Raw genomic sequence first — 16145 nt, 5'->3', positions numbered from 1 at the left:
TTAGTTAAGTAAAGAAGAATATGAGCAAGACCCATTTTGGATACCAAAGCGTTGATGAAGCTGAAAAAGCGGGTAAGGTTGCCGAGGTATTTCATTCTGTAGCAAGTAAATATGACGTCATGAATGACTTGATGTCATTCGGGCTACATCGCTTGTGGAAAAAAGTCACGATTGCACGTGCTCAAGTGCGCCCTGGTCAAAAAGTATTGGATATTGCTGGTGGTACGGGCGACCTAGCTGCTGCCTTTGCACGTGCAGCAGGCTGGGGTCATAACCCTGAAGCTCAAGTATGGCTAAGTGACATTAATGCCTCCATGTTGGGAGTTGGCCGTGATCGCCTTCTCGATCAGGGCATGGCTTTACCCTGCGTGCAGTTCGATGCGGAGAAAATTCCTTTCCCCGCAAATCACTTTGATGTGGTGACAGTGGCATTTGGCCTGCGAAACATGACTCACAAAGACATTGCTTTGGCAGAGATGCTCAGAGTAATTAAGCCTGGGGGTCGAGTGTTGGTGCTCGAGTTCTCAAAGCCGGATGCCTTTTTAGGTCCGATTTATGACACCTACTCATTCAAGGTCTTGCCTTGGTTAGGCGAAAAGATTGCCCAAGATTCCGAGAGCTACCGCTACCTGGCTGAATCTATTCGGATGCATCCAGATGCTGAGACCCTTAAAGACATCATGCTGGGGGTAGGTTTTGACGAGGTAGATACCCACAGAATGACTGGGGGTATCGTTGCGCTGCATATTGGTATTAAATACTAGTGATTTTGTAGTTTTTGCTGGCCAAGAATTAAAGTAGCTCTATAGGGGATCAAAAATATGAATAAGCATTTTTTTAAAGCAGTTGTGTTGAGTCTTAGCTTAATATTTGCTACCGTTGGTTACGCCAATGCTGCCCGTTTAGGTGGTGGTAAAAGTGTCGGCAAGGCACCAAGTGCGCCAATGCAAAAACAAGCTACTCCCGCTCAAAAGCCAACTCAACAAGCGCAACCAGCAGCACCAGCTGCGGCTCCTCAAGCACCAGCACCAAGTCGCTTCGGTGGTATGGGCGGCATTTTGGGTGGCTTAGCCGCAGGTCTTGGTATTGGTTTCCTCTTATCCCATTTTGGTTTAGGTGAGGGCGCATCTTCATTAATCACTGGATTGCTGATTGCAGCTCTCGCTGGCTTTGCCATCATGTTCATCATGAGAAAAATGATGCCTGCTTTATCCGGTACTAATAAAAGTCCTCAAATGACTCCGCAAGGTATGCAGCGTAGCAATCTAGATCAGGCGCCAAGACAAGAGCCTGCGTTTACGCCGGCTGCTAGTGCACTCGGTGGTGTTGCCGCCGAGCCCGCACCATTTCAATCAACGCTTCCGCCAGGGTTTGATGAATACGCATTTTTGGATAACGCTAAACAGTTTTTCTCAGGCTTACAAAAGGCGTGGGATCAGGGCGATTTAGCCGCATTACGTGAGTACACCACCCGAGACATGTTCGCCACGATTGAGCAAGACTTGGCCGGACGTGCTGACAGCGCTAATCAAACCGATGTAGTGACACTCAATGCGCAGTTGCTCGGAATTGAAACAGCTGACAATACGTATTACTGTAGCGTGCAGTTCACTGGCATGATTCGTGAACAAGTAGGCGCGCAGGCGAATAACTTCTCTGAAGTATGGAATCTCAGCAAGCCGGTAAGCGGCCCTGGAGGCTGGGTACTAGCGGGTATCTCCCAGTTAGTTTAAGCTTGTAGTACTTTCCACTGAAAGCCCGCACTTGTGCGGGTTTTTTACACTGATGACCACCGCATCTCCAACCACCCACCATTTTGCAGCGTCTGCCGCTTGCCGAGGAATAAATCATATCCTCAAGGCTGAGCCATGGGCTATGGGTGAGTTGGCGCGTCATGCTGGCAAAGTCATTTTGCTCAACTTGCCAATTGGGCAGCTCTTTTTTGAGATAGCACCCGAGGGCTCTCTGCTTGCATTGACTCATGCGGATACCCCTTCATTAGAGTTAGAAGTTTCCCCAGAAGCATTGAGTGCTTTAGCTGGTGGCTCTGGCAACTTACGTGAGCAAGCCATGAAGTCAGCGAAGATTACTGGCGATGCTGACCTAGCGCAGTTATTGGGCCGCTTAGCAGGTCAAATTCGGTGGGAGTATGAGGAAGACTTGGCGCGTTTCATCGGTGATGCGCCTGCAAACTTTGCTGTACGTCAAGGTAAGAAATTCATTTCTGCTGGGAAGTCTGCAGCGACTGATCTACTGGAAAATGTCATTGAGTATGTCAGTGAAGAAAGAAAAGTCCTTTTGAATAAACGAGATTTTTTAATTCATAAAAATGAATTAAGTGTGATGCGTGATGCGGTTGATCGTCTAGATAAGCGCATCCAACTTTTAGAGCGAAAAGGTTAATTGATTGTGCGTCGTTTAGCCCGCCTCTATTTCATTTTCTTTACAGCATGGCGTTATGGTCTATTACCACTGCTACGCGACATTTTGAAGCCTGGGATTGCTCGTGGCTTCTTAACCATTCTTTGCTGGGTATCACCAGGGCAATCGCTACCAAGGGGTGAGCGCATTCGTTTGACCCTAGAAGCACTCGGTCCGATCTTCGTAAAATTTGGACAAGTGCTTTCTACTCGACGTGATCTATTGTCGGAAGATATTGCCAATGAATTGGCAAAGTTGCAGGATCAAGTGCCGCCATTTTCTAATGCAGAATCACGACTCTTAATTGAGAAGGCGCTTGATTTACCGATTGAAGAAGTCTTTATTAGTTTTGATGCAACTCCGGTAGCTAGCGCTTCTGTTGCTCAAGTACATTTTGGAATCTTGCGTGCTACTGAGAGACATCCAGAATGGGATGGGCGAGAGGTTGCGATCAAGGTGTTGCGTCCAGGTATCCTCCCGGTGATTGAGAGCGATATTGCTTTAATGTATGACCTGGCAAAAGTGGTTGAAAAATTGTCTTCTGATGGGCGTCGCTTAAAGCCAACTGAAAACGTTGCTGAATTTGATAGACATCTACACGATGAGCTCGACCTCATGCGTGAGGCTGCTAATGCCAGTCAGTTAAGAAGATATTTTGTTGATTCAGACAAGCTCATGATTCCAGAAATGTATTGGGATCTATGTCGCACCAATGTGATTGTCATGGAAAAAATGAACGGTATATCTATCGGTCGTTTTGATGAATTACGTGCCGCTGGAGTCGATTTTAAAAAATTAGCCGCAGAGGGCGTGGAGATATTTTTTACCCAAGTATTCGAACATGGGTTTTTCCATGCAGATATGCATCCTGGAAATATCATGATTAGTTTAGAGCCTGATAGTTTTGGGCGATTTATTTCTTTGGATTTCGGAATTGTTGGCGCATTAAGTGAAAGCGATAAAAACTACTTGGCACTCAACTTTTTAGCCTTCTTTAATCGAGACTACCGGCGTGTCGCACAATTGCATGTGGAATCTGGCTGGGTTCCTGCAGATACCCGTGTGGAAGAATTAGAGGGTGCGGTGCGATCTGTTTGCGAACCGTACTTTGATCGACCTTTAAAAGATATTTCTTTGGGCATTGTTCTAGTTCGTTTGTTCCAAACATCTCGTCGTTTTAAGGTCGAAGTGCAGCCTCAACTATCCTTGCTATCAAAGACATTGCTCAATGTAGAAGGTCTAGCGCGTGAATTAGACCCCGATCTCGATCTTTGGCAGACTGCAAAGCCGATCCTGGAAAAATGGATCAGTCAGCAACTGGGTTGGCGTGGATTGGTTGAGGGGCTTAAGAGTGAAGCGCCCTCTTGGGCAAAAATACTACCAACCTTACCCCGCCTGATTGCGGAGAGTTTGGCGCAAGGGCACGGTCCGAAAAGAGAGCAAAATGCTGAATTAGAGGTCTTAAAATGCCTTTTAATGCAGGAAAGACGGACTCATCGCCTTTTGGTGGGAACCTTGCTGTTTGCGGGCGGCTTTTTGGCTGGGATTCTGATAATCGGCCTTGGTCTTCACTAGACTGTCGCCGATTGCCGCTTAAACCGCTAAAATGCCAGGTTAGGCAAAGCGTAAGCGTGGGCAAATGAAAAAATACTTTATCGCAGGAATTCTGGTGTGGGCACCGATGTCAATCACCATTTGGGTGATTGGATGGGGATTGGGCTTGCTCGACGGTGTTTTTGGTTCTGTAATGCATGCCATTATTACTGTGTTCCCTAATCAGTTTTCCGGTGATTTACAACATTTCCGTGAATTACCAGGTGTGGGCATTCTGATTGTTGTTTCAGTCATCATGATTACCGGACTACTTGCAATCAATTTTGCGGGGCAGTGGTGGATGAAGGTATGGGATCGATTGGTGAATCGCATTCCGATTGTGCGATCGATTTACTCTAGCGTTCAACAGGTATCCTCCACTTTATTTTCTGGTAGTGGCCAGGCGTTTAGCAAGGCATTATTAATTCGCTATCCCCATGCAGATTCTTGGGCAATTGCATTTCAGACTGGTATGCCAGCAAAAGAAGTGGCGGCTAAGTTGGGCGAGGACTACGTTAATGTTTTCTTGCCAACTACTCCAAACCCAACCTCTGGATTTTTTATGATCGTCCCACGTGCGCACACCATTGAATTAGAGATGAGTGTCGAAGAGGCGCTCAAACATATTGTTTCAATGGGATCCGTTCCCCCCACCAGTTCAACTGGTTTGACTGCTGCTAAGTCAAACCATCATCTTTGATTTATAGGAAATTGTTATGTCGATGCGAAGCCATACCTGCGGTCAGGTAACTGAATCACTCATTGGCCAAGAGATCACCCTCTCTGGTTGGGTTAATCGTCGGCGTGACCACGGTGGCGTGATCTTTATTGACCTGCGTGATCACCAAGGTTTCGTTCAAGTTGTTTGCGATCCAGATCGTCCTGAAATGTTTGCATTAGCTGAGCAGGTTCGTAATGAATTTTGTATTCAGATTAAAGGTTTGGTGCGTGCACGTCCCGCTGGTACTGAGAACAATGATTTAGTTAGCGGAAAAATTGAAGTGCTTTGCCATAGCCTAGTAGTTTTGAATGCGTCTATTACTCCTCCATTCCAATTGGAAGATGAGAATTTATCTGAGACTACTCGCTTAACTCACCGTGTTTTAGATTTGCGTCGTCCGCAAATGCAAAAGAATTTACGTTTACGTTACAACGTGGCCATGGAATGCCGTCGCTACCTCGATGCTGCAGGTTTCATCGATATCGAAACACCAATGCTAACGAAGAGTACCCCTGAGGGAGCGCGCGACTACCTGGTGCCTTCACGTGTTCATGATGGCCAGTTCTTTGCCTTGCCACAGTCTCCCCAGCTATTTAAACAGTTGTTGATGGTGGCCGGTTTTGATCGTTACTACCAAATTACTAAGTGCTTCCGTGACGAAGATTTGCGTGCTGATCGTCAGCCTGAATTTACTCAGATCGACTGTGAAACCGCTTTCTTGGATGAACTAGAAATCCGTGAGCTATTTGAAAACATGATTCGCCATATTTTCAAAGTCACCATGAACGTAGAGTTGCCAAACCCATTTCCAACCATGCCTTACTCAGAGGGTATGGCACGCTTTGGTTCAGACAAGCCAGATCTGCGTGTGAATTTTGAATTTACTGAATTGACTGATTTAATGAAAGATGTCGATTTCAAAGTATTTTCTGGTGCAGCAAACCAAGAGGGTGGGCGCGTAGTTGGTTTGTGCGTACCAGGCGGTGCTGAGATTAGCCGTAGTGAAATTGATGACTACACTCAATTTGTAGCGATCTATGGCGCCAAAGGTTTGGCTTGGATCAAGGTGAACTCAGTTGCAGAGGGTCGTAATGGCTTGCAATCACCCATCGTCAAGAACTTGCATGATGCTGCTATCAAAGGCATCTTGAAGCGCACTGGCGCTAAAGATGGCGACATCATTTTCTTCGGTGCTGATAAAGAAAAAGTTGTAAATGATGCAATCGGTGGTTTACGCCTCAAGATTGGTCACTCTGCTTGGGGTAAAGAGCATGGCCTATCTTCTGAAGGTTGGAAGCCATTGTGGGTGGTTGATTTCCCCATGTTTGAATATGATGAAGATAACGCCCGTTGGGTTGCATGTCACCATCCATTCACTAGCCCTAAAGATGAACATATGCAGTATCTCGAATCGAGTCCTGGAAAGTGTTTAGCCAAAGCTTATGACATGGTGCTAAACGGCAGTGAAATTGGTGGTGGATCAGTTCGTATTCATCAAGAAGCAGTGCAAAGCCAGGTATTCCGCGCCTTGAAGATTGGTGCCGAAGAGGCTCAAGCTAAGTTTGGATTCTTATTGGATGCCTTGCAGTACGGCGCACCTCCACACGGTGGCATCGCATTTGGTTTAGATCGTATCGTCACGATGATGACCGGTGCTGAATCTATCCGTGATGTCATCGCCTTCCCAAAAACACAGCGCGCCCAGTGCTTGCTTACTCAGGCTCCTAGCCCGGTAGACGAGCGTCAGTTAAAAGAGTTGCATATTCGTTTGCGCCAAGCTGCCCCCGCTGCTTAAGTAAGACAGTATTTAGATCATTTTGAAAATCCCCATTTCGGTTTTAGTTGTTATTTACAAATCGAATGGGGAGGTCTTGCTAATTGAGCGAGCTGATAGAGTTAATTTTTGGCAATCCGTTACCGGTAGCATTGATTTCCTCGATGAGGATCTTAGTGCTGCTGCCGCACGCGAAGTCTTTGAAGAGACCGGAATTGATGTCCAATCTCTTCCAGCAGGCTCTTTACGAGATCTACAATATCGGATTGAGTATGAGATTTATCCACAATGGCGTCACCGCTACCCCCCTGGAGTGACCATAAATACCGAGCATTGGTTCTCATTGCTTGTTCCGAATGAGGTCCCAGTCAGATTGTCGCCAAGAGAGCACATTGCCTATCAATGGCTGCCTCACACTGAGGCAGCGAAAAAATGTTTCTCTCCTAGTAATGGCGCAGCAATTCTCAAGTTATTTTCTGCGCATCAGAGCGTAACTGACTAAGATAGCGTGATGCGACATTCATCAGGGCATCATCATTCAGCAGCAGATTCAAAGCCATCACAGGGTAGCGACTGGAAGGTTATTCGTGACTTACTTCCTTACCTATTAGAGTACAAGTTTAGGGTTGCGATTGCCCTGACTTGTTTGCTTGCTGCCAAGGTCACCAATCTTGGCATTCCGATTTTGATGAAGGAATTGATTGATGAGCTCAATATCAAAGTAGGCTCTCCTCAAGCTTTATTGGTTGTACCGGCCGGATTGATATTGGCCTACGGTCTCTTGAGGGTTTCTGCTTCTTTATTTACTGAGCTGCGCGAATCCCTCTTTGCTCGTGTTACCCAAAATGCCGTTCGTAAAGTGGCGCTACAAGTTTTTGAGCATCTACACTCTCTAGCGCTGAGCTTTCATTTAGCTCGTCAGACCGGTGGGGTTAGTCGAGATATTGAGCGTGGTACACGTGGTATTCAATCGCTGATCTCCTATTCGCTTTACAGCATCCTGCCAACTCTGATTGAATTTTGTTTGGTGCTTGGTTACTTGGCCTATGCATACGATATGTGGTTTGCCATCATTACCTTGGTGGCATTGCTGCTTTATATTGCGTTTACGGTTGTGGTAACAGAATGGCGGACGCATTTCCGCCGCACCATGAATGACATGGATTCTAAGGCGAATCAGAAGGCAATTGATTCCTTGTTGAATTTTGAGACAGTCAAGTACTTCGGTAACGAAGCCTTTGAGGCTAGCCGTTACGATCAAAATTTGATCCGCTACCAAACAGCTGCAGTGAAGTCACAAAAATCTTTAGCTGTACTCAATCTTGGACAGCAGATAATTATTGCCGTTGGATTAGTCCTAATTTTGTGGCGCGCGACGCAAGGTGTAATTGATGGATCTATGACCTTAGGTGATTTGGTCTTGGTTAACACCCTGATGATTCAGTTGTATATTCCGCTGAATTTCTTAGGTGTGATCTATCGTGAGATTAAGCAGGCGCTAACTGACATGGATCGTATGTTCTCGCTTCTGAATACGGAGAAGGAAATTGCGGATGTGCCTAATGCCCAGGCTTTGCGTATCAGTAATCAAAGCCGTGGCCCAGACGTTCGTTTTGAGAATGTCTCATTTCATTACGATGCTAAGCGTGAAATTCTGAAGGGTGTCAGCTTTGATATCGCAGCGGGAACGATTACTGCAGTGGTTGGGCAGAGCGGCGCTGGCAAGAGCACCTTAGCCCGCTTACTGTTTCGTTTTTATGATGTTCAGTTCGGCAAGATTCTGATTGATGATCAAAATATTGTGGATGTCACTCAATTGAGTTTACGCAAGGCAATTGGTATTGTTCCTCAAGATACTGTCTTGTTTAATGACACCATTGGCTACAACATTGCTTATGGCAATCCTAATGCTTCGATTGAAGAAGTTCATGAGGCCGCTAGGGCGGCGCAAATTGATCGTTTCATCAAGCATCTTCCAGATGGCTATGACACCCAAGTAGGTGAGCGGGGTCTGAAATTATCTGGTGGTGAGAAGCAGCGTGTTGCGATTGCACGTACTCTACTCAAAAAGCCAGCAATGTTAATTTTTGATGAGGCAACATCGGCGCTGGACTCTAAAACGGAGCGGGCGTTTCAGGAAGAGCTGCTTGGTTTGGCTAAAAATCGTACGACTTTAATCATTGCCCATCGACTTTCTACTATCATTCATGCGGATCAAATTTTGGTCATGGAGCATGGCCAGATAGTGGAACGTGGAACGCATGCAGAGCTATTGGCTGCTAGTGGCCGATATGCTGAAATGTGGCAAATGCAAGAGCGCATCATTCTTGATTAGAATGTCTTTATGAGTCAGCAAGAAACTATTCTCAAAAATGCCTTTGCCGCAGCTTTAGCGGTGGCTGATCCAAATAAAATCATTCCTAAATGCCTCGGCAAGATCTTTCCTCAAGGTTCGGAGCCCAAAGGAAGGTGTTTAGTGGTGGGCGCAGGCAAAGCCAGCGCATCAATGGCAACTGCTCTAGAGTCGCATGCTCAGCGTCATTGGCCTAATGCAATGATTGAGGGGTTAGTGTTGACCCGCTATGGGCACAACTCCCCTACTAGTCATATCCAAATTATCGAAGCGGGTCATCCAGTGCCTGATCAAGCCGGCATGGACGGCGCTAAAGAAATCTATCGCTTAGTTGGTGAATTACAAACTAGCGACGTTTTGATTGCCTTAATTTCTGGCGGCGGTTCAAGTTTGCTCACTTTGCCTCAAGCTGGCATCAGTATCGAAGATATGCGCAAGACTACCGAAGCGCTATTACGCTCAGGTGCGCCAATTGAGGAGATGAATGTCGTTCGCAAACATTTGTCAGCGATTCTGGGTGGCAATTTGGCAAGGCTAGCTATTGCACGTGGTGCTCGAGTTGAAGCATTGCTGATTTCGGATGTTACTGGAGATGCCCCTGCAGATATTGCCAGTGGACCTTGTGCGCCAGATTATTCGACTTACCAAGATGCTCTGGACATTTTGGCTAAACAACACTTAAGCTCTGACACTATTCCAGAATCTGTTTTATCTCATTTGCAGCGTGGTGTTGCGGGTGAAGTTCCAGAGACCTTAAAAGAAGTAGATCTACAAAATACTGCGGTCTGTAATCATGTGATTGCTACGGCCTATAAGAGTCTTGAGGCTGCAGCGGACTACGTACTCACACAAGGCTATGAGCCAGTGATTTTGGGAGACACTATTACCGGGGAAGCTCAAGCTGTAGGAATGGAACAAGCTTCTCTAGCGCGTCAGCACTTGAAAGTGGATAAGCCAATTGCTCTTATCTCGGGTGGCGAGTGCACGGTAACGATCCCCAATGGAATTAAAGGCCGCGGTGGTCGTTGTAGTGAGTATCTACTTTCATTCTTCGCAGCATCAACTGATCTTCCCTATGTTTCCGCATTGGCTGCAGATACTGATGGTATCGATGGTAGTGAAAAGAATGCTGGTGCGTGGTTTACTCCTGCGATTCGCCAGGCCGCCGATAAGCAAGGTCTGATCCCCGCGCAGTTCTTAGCGAAGCACGATTGCTATGGTTTTTTTGCGCAATTAGATGCTTTAGTAGAAACTGGCCCCACACTGACAAACGTAAACGATTTCCGCATCATCTTGCTTGATAAATAATTATGTCCAATAGCCCAACACAAATTCAACTGATTCAGCCGGATGACTGGCATTTGCATATTCGTGATGGTGAAGTAATGCGAGATGTATTAGCGGATACTGCGCGCCAATTTGCGCGTGCCATCATCATGCCGAATTTGAAGCCACCAGTAACTACGGTGGATTTGGCAAATGCGTATCGCGGTCGGATTGAAGCTAGCCTTCAATCTTTGGGCGTGACTGGCTTTACACCGCTAATGACCTTGTATCTCACAGATAACACTGCTGCGGATGAAGTACGTAAAGCAAAGAATGCTGGCATTACTGGATTTAAGCTTTACCCTGCAGGAGCGACAACCAACAGTGATGCGGGTGTGAGTGACATCAAGCGTTGTTATGCTGCACTGGAAGCAATGCAGGCCGTCGGTATGCCCTTGTTAGTACATGGTGAAGTGACTAGCGCTCACATTGATATATTTGATCGTGAGGCGGTGTTTATTGATCAAGTGCTCGAACCTTTACGTCAAGATTTTCTTGAACTGAAGATTGTGTTTGAGCACATTACTACTAAGCAAGCTGCGCACTATGTACGTGATGCGCATACTGCTGAAAAAAACAATATAGCCGCTACGATTACTCCGCAACATTTATTAATGAATCGCAATGCGATTTTTTCTGGCGGTATTCGTCCGCATAACTACTGCTTGCCAGTACTCAAGCGTGAAGAACATCGCGTCGCCCTATTGGAGGCTGCAACGAGTGGCAACCCCAGATTTTTCTTGGGCACCGATAGTGCGCCTCACGCCAAGGGTGTTAAAGAAGCTGCTTGCGGTTGTGCTGGTTGTTATAGTGCTTTTAATGCATTAGGTTTATACGCTGAAGCATTTGAGAGTGTAGGCAAGTTGGATAAACTTGAAGGCTTTGCTAGTTTCTTCGGCCCAGATTTTTATCTATTGCCACGCAATACCAAGAAAGTAACTTTGGTAAAGCAGGCGCAAAGCATTCCTGCAGAGCTTCCTTTAGGTGACGAAACGATTGTGCCGCTACGTGCAGGTGAGACGATTGCTTGGACCTTGGCTTAAGTTGCGACACAAGCCCCTAATTCATTTTTAGACCAAACTTATGCGACTGCGTTAGACTGCAGGCGCAGAGTCAATTGGGCAATCGCCGCCTCATTATTGAGGGGGAGGAAAGTCCGGACTCCATAGGGAAGGGTGATGGCTAACGGCCATCCACGGTGACGTGAGGAATAGGGCCACAGAGACGAGCGTATTTAGTTACGGTGAAACGCGGTAACCTCCACCTGGAGCAATCCCAAGTAAGCAGGCGATGAGGCGTCCCGCTGAGTCTGCGGGTAGGGAGCTTGAGCCGTCAGGTAACTGCCGGCCTAGAGGAATGATTGCCCCTAGATGCAAATCTAGGCGACAGAATCCGGCTTATCGATTGACTCTGCACTTTCTCAATACTTATTCGTCATTCAGGACGTCGATGGAATAAGTAATTTCTGCCGTTTTGGCGAGCATGGTTGTCGCGGAGCAATACTTTTCATGGGAAAGCTTCACTGCACGCTCAACCTTGGATAAATCGAGTTGTTTGCCTTTGACCTTGAAATGCAGGTTAATTTTGGTGAATACTTTGGGTTCAGTCTCTGCCCGCTCAGCTGTTAGCTGGACATCGCAGGTGCTAACCTCTTGGCGAGCTTTTTGTAGGATTGCCACCACATCAAAGGCAGCGCAGCCTCCAGTCCCCGCCAAAATCAGCTCCATAGGTCTTGGGGCGCTATTTTTGCCTCCAGCTTCGGGCGGTCCGTCCATTGTGACTTGGTGGCCACTGCCTGTTTTTGCCGAAAACGCCATGCTGCCATTACCTAACCAACTTACTTGACATTCCATGTTAGTGACCCCTAATTTAATAAATTAATCAATATTATCAATAGTTTAACAATAATAATGGGGCTTAGCTGCTCAGCAATTTTTCCTTAAAAGCATCAGAAAATTGATTTTGGTCAATATTCTTGCGTTGCACCATATTTCTCGATACAATAACCATATTGGTAGTCAGTCTTATATAAGAGATTGATTTACCGCCCAGTGTCTCCTCCACTTAGACATAGGTGGATTCCAACCCAGGACTAGTTCCTGGGTTTTTTTTGGGATACAATTCAAGGCTTTACTGAATTACCGAACCAGTCAGCGGTAATTGTTTTACCAAGTGAATTACAGAATCTGCGAGCTTGCAAACATAAGCAGGGCCAAGGTGGACGTGGTTCAGTTGGAGTAACTTTTTTTGACTATAACAATTTGAGAAATCATGAAAACTTTTTCTGCAAAATCCCATGAGGTGGTGCATGAATGGTTCGTGATTGACGCTACGGACAAAGTCCTCGGTCGTGTCGCCAGTGAAGTGGCACTCCGTCTACGCGGCAAGCACAAGCCTGAATACACCCCACACGTTGATACCGGCGACTTTATTGTTGTCATCAACTCTTCTAAGCTGCGTGTTACAGGCACAAAAGGCTTGAACAAAATTTATTACCGTCACAGCGGATACCCTGGTGGTATTAGCTCGACTAACTTCGATAAGATGCAAGATCGTTTCCCAGGTCGTGCCTTAGAGAAGGCTGTGAAGGGTATGTTGCCAAAAGGCCCACTAGGTTATGCCATGATTAAGAAATTAAAAGTCTATGGCGACGCCAGTCATCCGCATGCGGCTCAACAGCCAAAAGCGTTAGAGTTTTAAGGAAACCAAATGGCTATTAATTACGGAAATTGGAATTACGGTACAGGTCGTCGCAAGAGCTCTGTAGCACGTGTATTCATTAAATCTGGCAAAGGTGAGATTACTGTTAACGGTAAACCTATCGATGCTTACTTTGCTCGCGAAACATCTCGCATGATCGCTCGTCAGCCTTTGGCTCTCACAGCTCACCTAACAACCTTTGATATCAAAGTAAACGTTAGCGGTGGCGGTGAAACTGGCCAAGCTGGTGCAGTTCGTCACGGCGTTACCCGTGCATTGATGGATTACGACATCACTTTGAAGCCAGCCCTGTCCAAAGCAGGCTTGGTCACTCGCGATGCTCGTGAAGTTGAGCGTAAAAAAGTTGGTCTGCATGGCGCGCGTCGTCGTAAGCAGTTCAGCAAGCGCTAATTCTTTCAGTCGCTATAGTTTTATCGAAAAGGTCGCGCAAGCGACCTTTTTTGTTTCTACAATCAGGGTATTAGAGAGATAAAATGCATCTGTCGGTATTTTGGAGAATGGCATGATTAAAGTTGGCATCGTAGGCGGCACGGGATATACCGGGGTGGAGCTACTGCGCCTGTTAGCGCAGCACCCCGACGTCAAGATTCAGGCAATTACTTCTCGTACAGAAGCTGGCATGCCAGTAGCCGAGATGTTTCCTTCTTTACGTGGCCGCATTGATCTGAAATTCACAACCCCTGATGAAGCTAAGTTAAATGAATGCGATGTCGTGTTCTTTGCAACACCACATGGCGTAGCAATGGCGCAAGCAAAAGAATTGCTTGCTAATAATGTGAAGATTTTGGATCTAGCTGCCGACTTCCGTTTAAAAGATGTCAAAGAATTTGCTAAGTGGTACGGCATGGAACATGGCTGCCCAGAAATTTTGGCTGAAGCAGTTTATGGCTTGGCAGAAATCAATCGCGAGGAAATTAAAAAAGCCCGTGTTGTCGGTTTGGCTGGTTGCTACCCCACATCTGTTCAGCTAGGACTTGCCCCATTGCTCTCACCAAAGTCTACTGGTGGCAAACAGTTGATTGATGGCACACATATTATTTCTGACTCTAAATCAGGTACTTCTGGTGCTGGACGCAAGGCAGAAATTGGGACTTTATTGTCAGAATCATCCGATAACTTTAAAGCTTACGCTGTTAAGGGTCATCGTCATCTTCCGGAAATTGTCCAAGGATTGAAGGCTATCGCTGGTCACGATCAGATTGGTCTGACATTTGTGCCACACTTGACGCCAATGATTCGGGGCATTCATTCAACTTTGTATGTGCGCTTGACTGAGGCTGGAATGAAGGTGGATTTCCAAAAGCTATATGAGGATTTCTACAAAGGCGAGCCTTTTGTGGACGTTATGCCGGCGGGTAGCCATCCAGAAACACGCTCTGTGCGGGGTAGTAATGGCTTACGGATCGCCATTCATCGTCCCGGCGACGGAGATACTTTAGTTATTTTGGTGGTTGAGGACAACTTGGTGAAGGGTGCTTCAGGCCAAGGGATTCAGTGTATGAACCTGATGTTTGGCTTGCCTGAGACCACTGGATTGACACAGATTGCTGTTTCACCATAATGGGGCTAGCTGGAAAGACCTTTCAGCAAGCTTGGAATTAAAAGCCTAAAATGAAACATCGTCTTTTGAATTAGGAGTAAATCATGACCCAATTAGCCACGCAAGACACTGCACAACTAGTACAAGACTTAGCCGAGCCACCAACCCCCTTGGTGTTTACGGACAGCGCCGCTGCAAAAGTGGCTGACTTGATTGCTGAAGAAGGTAATCCAGAATTGAAGCTACGCGTATTCGTTCAGGGTGGTGGTTGCTCAGGATTTCAATACGGCTTCACATTTGATGATGCTGTGAATGAAGATGACACTCTATTTGAAAAGAATGGCGTGACTTTATTGGTGGATTCAATGAGCTTCCAATATTTAGTTGGCGCTGAGATTGATTACAAAGAAGACATCAATGGTTCACAGTTTGTGATTAAGAATCCTAACGCGCAAACCACTTGCGGTTGCGGATCTTCTTTCTCTGCTTAAATAAAAAAGAATTTAATTATTCAAGCGGGATAGCAAGCACCTAGAATTCTAGGACCCTTCGCTCCCGTAACGGCTGGCAGATTTGCTGGTCGTTTTTCTTTATGAGCCCACGCTAACCAGGCGAATGCAAGACCTTCTACGAGTTGCGGATCAATCCCAAGCGCATCGCTGGTCACAATCTCGAGTAAGTTTTTAAATACTGCTTTAGTTCTAGCTTTGAACAAATCTAGTAATGCAGTATTGCGGGCACCACCACCACAGACAATCAGAATCTGGGTTTGCGGCGCATAACGGAGCACTGCTTGGAGTGATGTGTCTACAGTCAGTTGCAAGAGCGTAGCTTGCACGTCTTCCGAGTTGATATTTTCTGATCCAATATGCTTCTGCAACCACTTCAAATGAAAGTCATCACGGCCTGTACTTTTTGGCGGTGCTTTTGCAAAAAATGAATCAGTCATCATGCTAGAAAGCAGTGCTGGATTGACTTTGCCTTGTGACGCCCAAGTACCATTTTCATCAAAGGTGTGTCCTTGCTGTTCCGCAATCCAGGCGTCCATCAACATATTGCCCGGACCACAATCAAATCCTTTTACCTCACCCTTGCTTGGTAGGAGAGTGAGATTAGCAATACCACCAAGGTTTAATACGGCGATATTTTTATCCGTAGCAAACTGTTGCGCATGAAAAGCTGGCACTAGAGGTGCACCATGACCACCAGCAGCGAGGTCGCGACTTCTAAAGTCTGCAATAACGTCAATTCCGGTCAACTCTGCAAGCAGTGCGGGGTTAAGGGTTTGGTGCGTATAAGCTAGATGATGAGCAAGATCGGCTTGATGGCGAATGGTCTGACCATGGGCGCCAATTGCGCTGATATCTGCAGAAGAAAGATTATTCTGGGCAAGCAAATGCTTGATTGCATCTGCATAGGCTATCGCGAGGGAATTGGCAGCCTGATTTTCCCGATGAATCTCATTTGGTCCCGGACTCTGTAAGTCCAGAAGGGCTTTACGCAACTCAGGGGCAAATGCAGTGCTTATAGACCCTAAAAGACTGGTATCACCATCCGACCCAATCCTTGCCAGCACAGCATCTATCCCATCTAGGCTAGTGCCAGACATCATGCCAATATAAAGGGGGTGGGTCTTATTCATGCGGTATCAGGGCTTTGTTCTCAGGAGTGCGACAATTATGCTTTAGCAATCTAA

Annotated in this window: 16 protein-coding genes and 1 other RNA gene; 15 read left to right on the top strand and 2 right to left on the bottom strand. The window is 46.4% G+C overall.

What is annotated here, in order from left to right; all coding sequences use genetic code 11:
* The first annotated feature begins 20 nt into the window (after positions 1–20).
* The 11 genes from ubiE to rnpB all read left to right on the top strand — a co-directional run bounded on the left by ubiE (position 21) and on the right by rnpB (position 11604).
* On the top strand, positions 21–764 hold the full coding sequence (gene ubiE / locus ICN22_RS00385) for a bifunctional demethylmenaquinone methyltransferase/2-methoxy-6-polyprenyl-1,4-benzoquinol methylase UbiE (protein ID WP_216168370.1): 744 nt from the start codon (positions 21–23) through the stop codon (positions 762–764).
* 57 nt (positions 765–821) lie between these two features.
* Positions 822–1733: a Tim44 domain-containing protein gene (locus ICN22_RS00380; protein WP_216168369.1), complete on the top strand. Its 912-nt coding sequence runs from the start codon at positions 822–824 to the stop codon at positions 1731–1733.
* Positions 1734–1785: 52 nt separating this feature from the next.
* Positions 1786–2403 (top strand): ubiquinone biosynthesis accessory factor UbiJ, encoded by a 618-nt coding sequence (locus ICN22_RS00375; RefSeq protein WP_216168368.1) that lies wholly within the window; start codon positions 1786–1788, stop codon positions 2401–2403.
* Between the two features lie 6 nt (positions 2404–2409).
* Positions 2410–3996, top strand: coding sequence for a ubiquinone biosynthesis regulatory protein kinase UbiB (gene ubiB / locus ICN22_RS00370; RefSeq protein WP_216168367.1), 1587 nt, complete (start codon positions 2410–2412; stop codon positions 3994–3996).
* 64 nt (positions 3997–4060) lie between these two features.
* On the top strand, positions 4061–4714 hold the full coding sequence (locus ICN22_RS00365) for a DUF502 domain-containing protein (protein ID WP_215331560.1): 654 nt from the start codon (positions 4061–4063) through the stop codon (positions 4712–4714).
* Between the two features lie 16 nt (positions 4715–4730).
* Positions 4731–6530: an aspartate--tRNA ligase gene (gene aspS, locus ICN22_RS00360; protein ID WP_216168366.1), complete on the top strand. Its 1800-nt coding sequence runs from the start codon at positions 4731–4733 to the stop codon at positions 6528–6530.
* Positions 6531–6552: 22 nt separating this feature from the next.
* Positions 6553–7011 (top strand): dihydroneopterin triphosphate diphosphatase, encoded by a 459-nt coding sequence (nudB, locus tag ICN22_RS00355; protein WP_216863437.1) that lies wholly within the window; start codon positions 6553–6555, stop codon positions 7009–7011.
* Between the two features lie 9 nt (positions 7012–7020).
* Positions 7021–8844, top strand: a complete 1824-nt coding sequence (locus ICN22_RS00350) for an ABCB family ABC transporter ATP-binding protein/permease (protein ID WP_216168365.1) — start codon at positions 7021–7023, stop codon at positions 8842–8844.
* Positions 8845–8853: 9 nt separating this feature from the next.
* A complete protein-coding gene (locus ICN22_RS00345) occupies positions 8854–10170 on the top strand; it encodes a glycerate kinase type-2 family protein (protein ID WP_216168364.1) in 1317 nt (438 codons plus the stop codon).
* A 2-nt stretch (positions 10171–10172) separates the two neighbouring features.
* The gene (pyrC, locus tag ICN22_RS00340; protein WP_216168363.1) at positions 10173–11231 is read left to right on the top strand and encodes a dihydroorotase; all 1059 of its coding nucleotides are present in this window, start codon (positions 10173–10175) and stop codon (positions 11229–11231) included.
* A 66-nt stretch (positions 11232–11297) separates the two neighbouring features.
* Positions 11298–11604, top strand: an RNA gene (rnpB, locus tag ICN22_RS00335) — RNase P RNA component class A.
* An 11-nt stretch (positions 11605–11615) separates the two neighbouring features.
* On the opposite strand, the gene ICN22_RS00330 is transcribed toward rnpB, so the two are convergent.
* On the bottom strand, positions 11616–12041 hold the full coding sequence (locus ICN22_RS00330) for an OsmC family protein (protein WP_216168362.1): 426 nt from the start codon (positions 12039–12041) through the stop codon (positions 11616–11618).
* A 418-nt stretch (positions 12042–12459) separates the two neighbouring features.
* Between ICN22_RS00330 and rplM the strand changes: the two genes are divergently transcribed.
* From rplM to erpA, 4 genes are all read left to right on the top strand, one after another.
* Entirely contained in the window at positions 12460–12888 is a 429-nt protein-coding gene (gene rplM, locus ICN22_RS00325; RefSeq protein WP_216168361.1) for a 50S ribosomal protein L13, read from the top strand.
* A gap of 9 nt (positions 12889–12897) precedes the next feature.
* Positions 12898–13299, top strand: coding sequence for a 30S ribosomal protein S9 (rpsI, locus tag ICN22_RS00320; RefSeq protein ID WP_215305363.1), 402 nt, complete (start codon positions 12898–12900; stop codon positions 13297–13299).
* 112 nt (positions 13300–13411) lie between these two features.
* Positions 13412–14470 (top strand): N-acetyl-gamma-glutamyl-phosphate reductase, encoded by a 1059-nt coding sequence (argC, locus tag ICN22_RS00315; RefSeq protein WP_216168360.1) that lies wholly within the window; start codon positions 13412–13414, stop codon positions 14468–14470.
* A gap of 83 nt (positions 14471–14553) precedes the next feature.
* Entirely contained in the window at positions 14554–14940 is a 387-nt protein-coding gene (erpA, locus tag ICN22_RS00310) for an iron-sulfur cluster insertion protein ErpA (protein ID WP_216168359.1), read from the top strand.
* A 20-nt stretch (positions 14941–14960) separates the two neighbouring features.
* Here the strand turns inward: erpA and ICN22_RS00305 are convergent, their stop codons facing one another.
* Complete coding sequence (locus tag ICN22_RS00305; RefSeq protein WP_216168358.1) at positions 14961–16091, bottom strand: anhydro-N-acetylmuramic acid kinase; 1131 nt, start codon at positions 16089–16091, stop codon at positions 14961–14963.
* Positions 16092–16145 lie beyond the last annotated feature (54 nt).

It is taken from the genome of Polynucleobacter bastaniensis (assembly GCF_018882205.1).
GTDB classification, from domain to species: domain Bacteria; phylum Pseudomonadota; class Gammaproteobacteria; order Burkholderiales; family Burkholderiaceae; genus Polynucleobacter; species Polynucleobacter bastaniensis.
The sequence above is the reverse complement of the archived record's forward strand: the minus strand, read 5'-3'. Positions and strand labels throughout refer to the sequence as shown.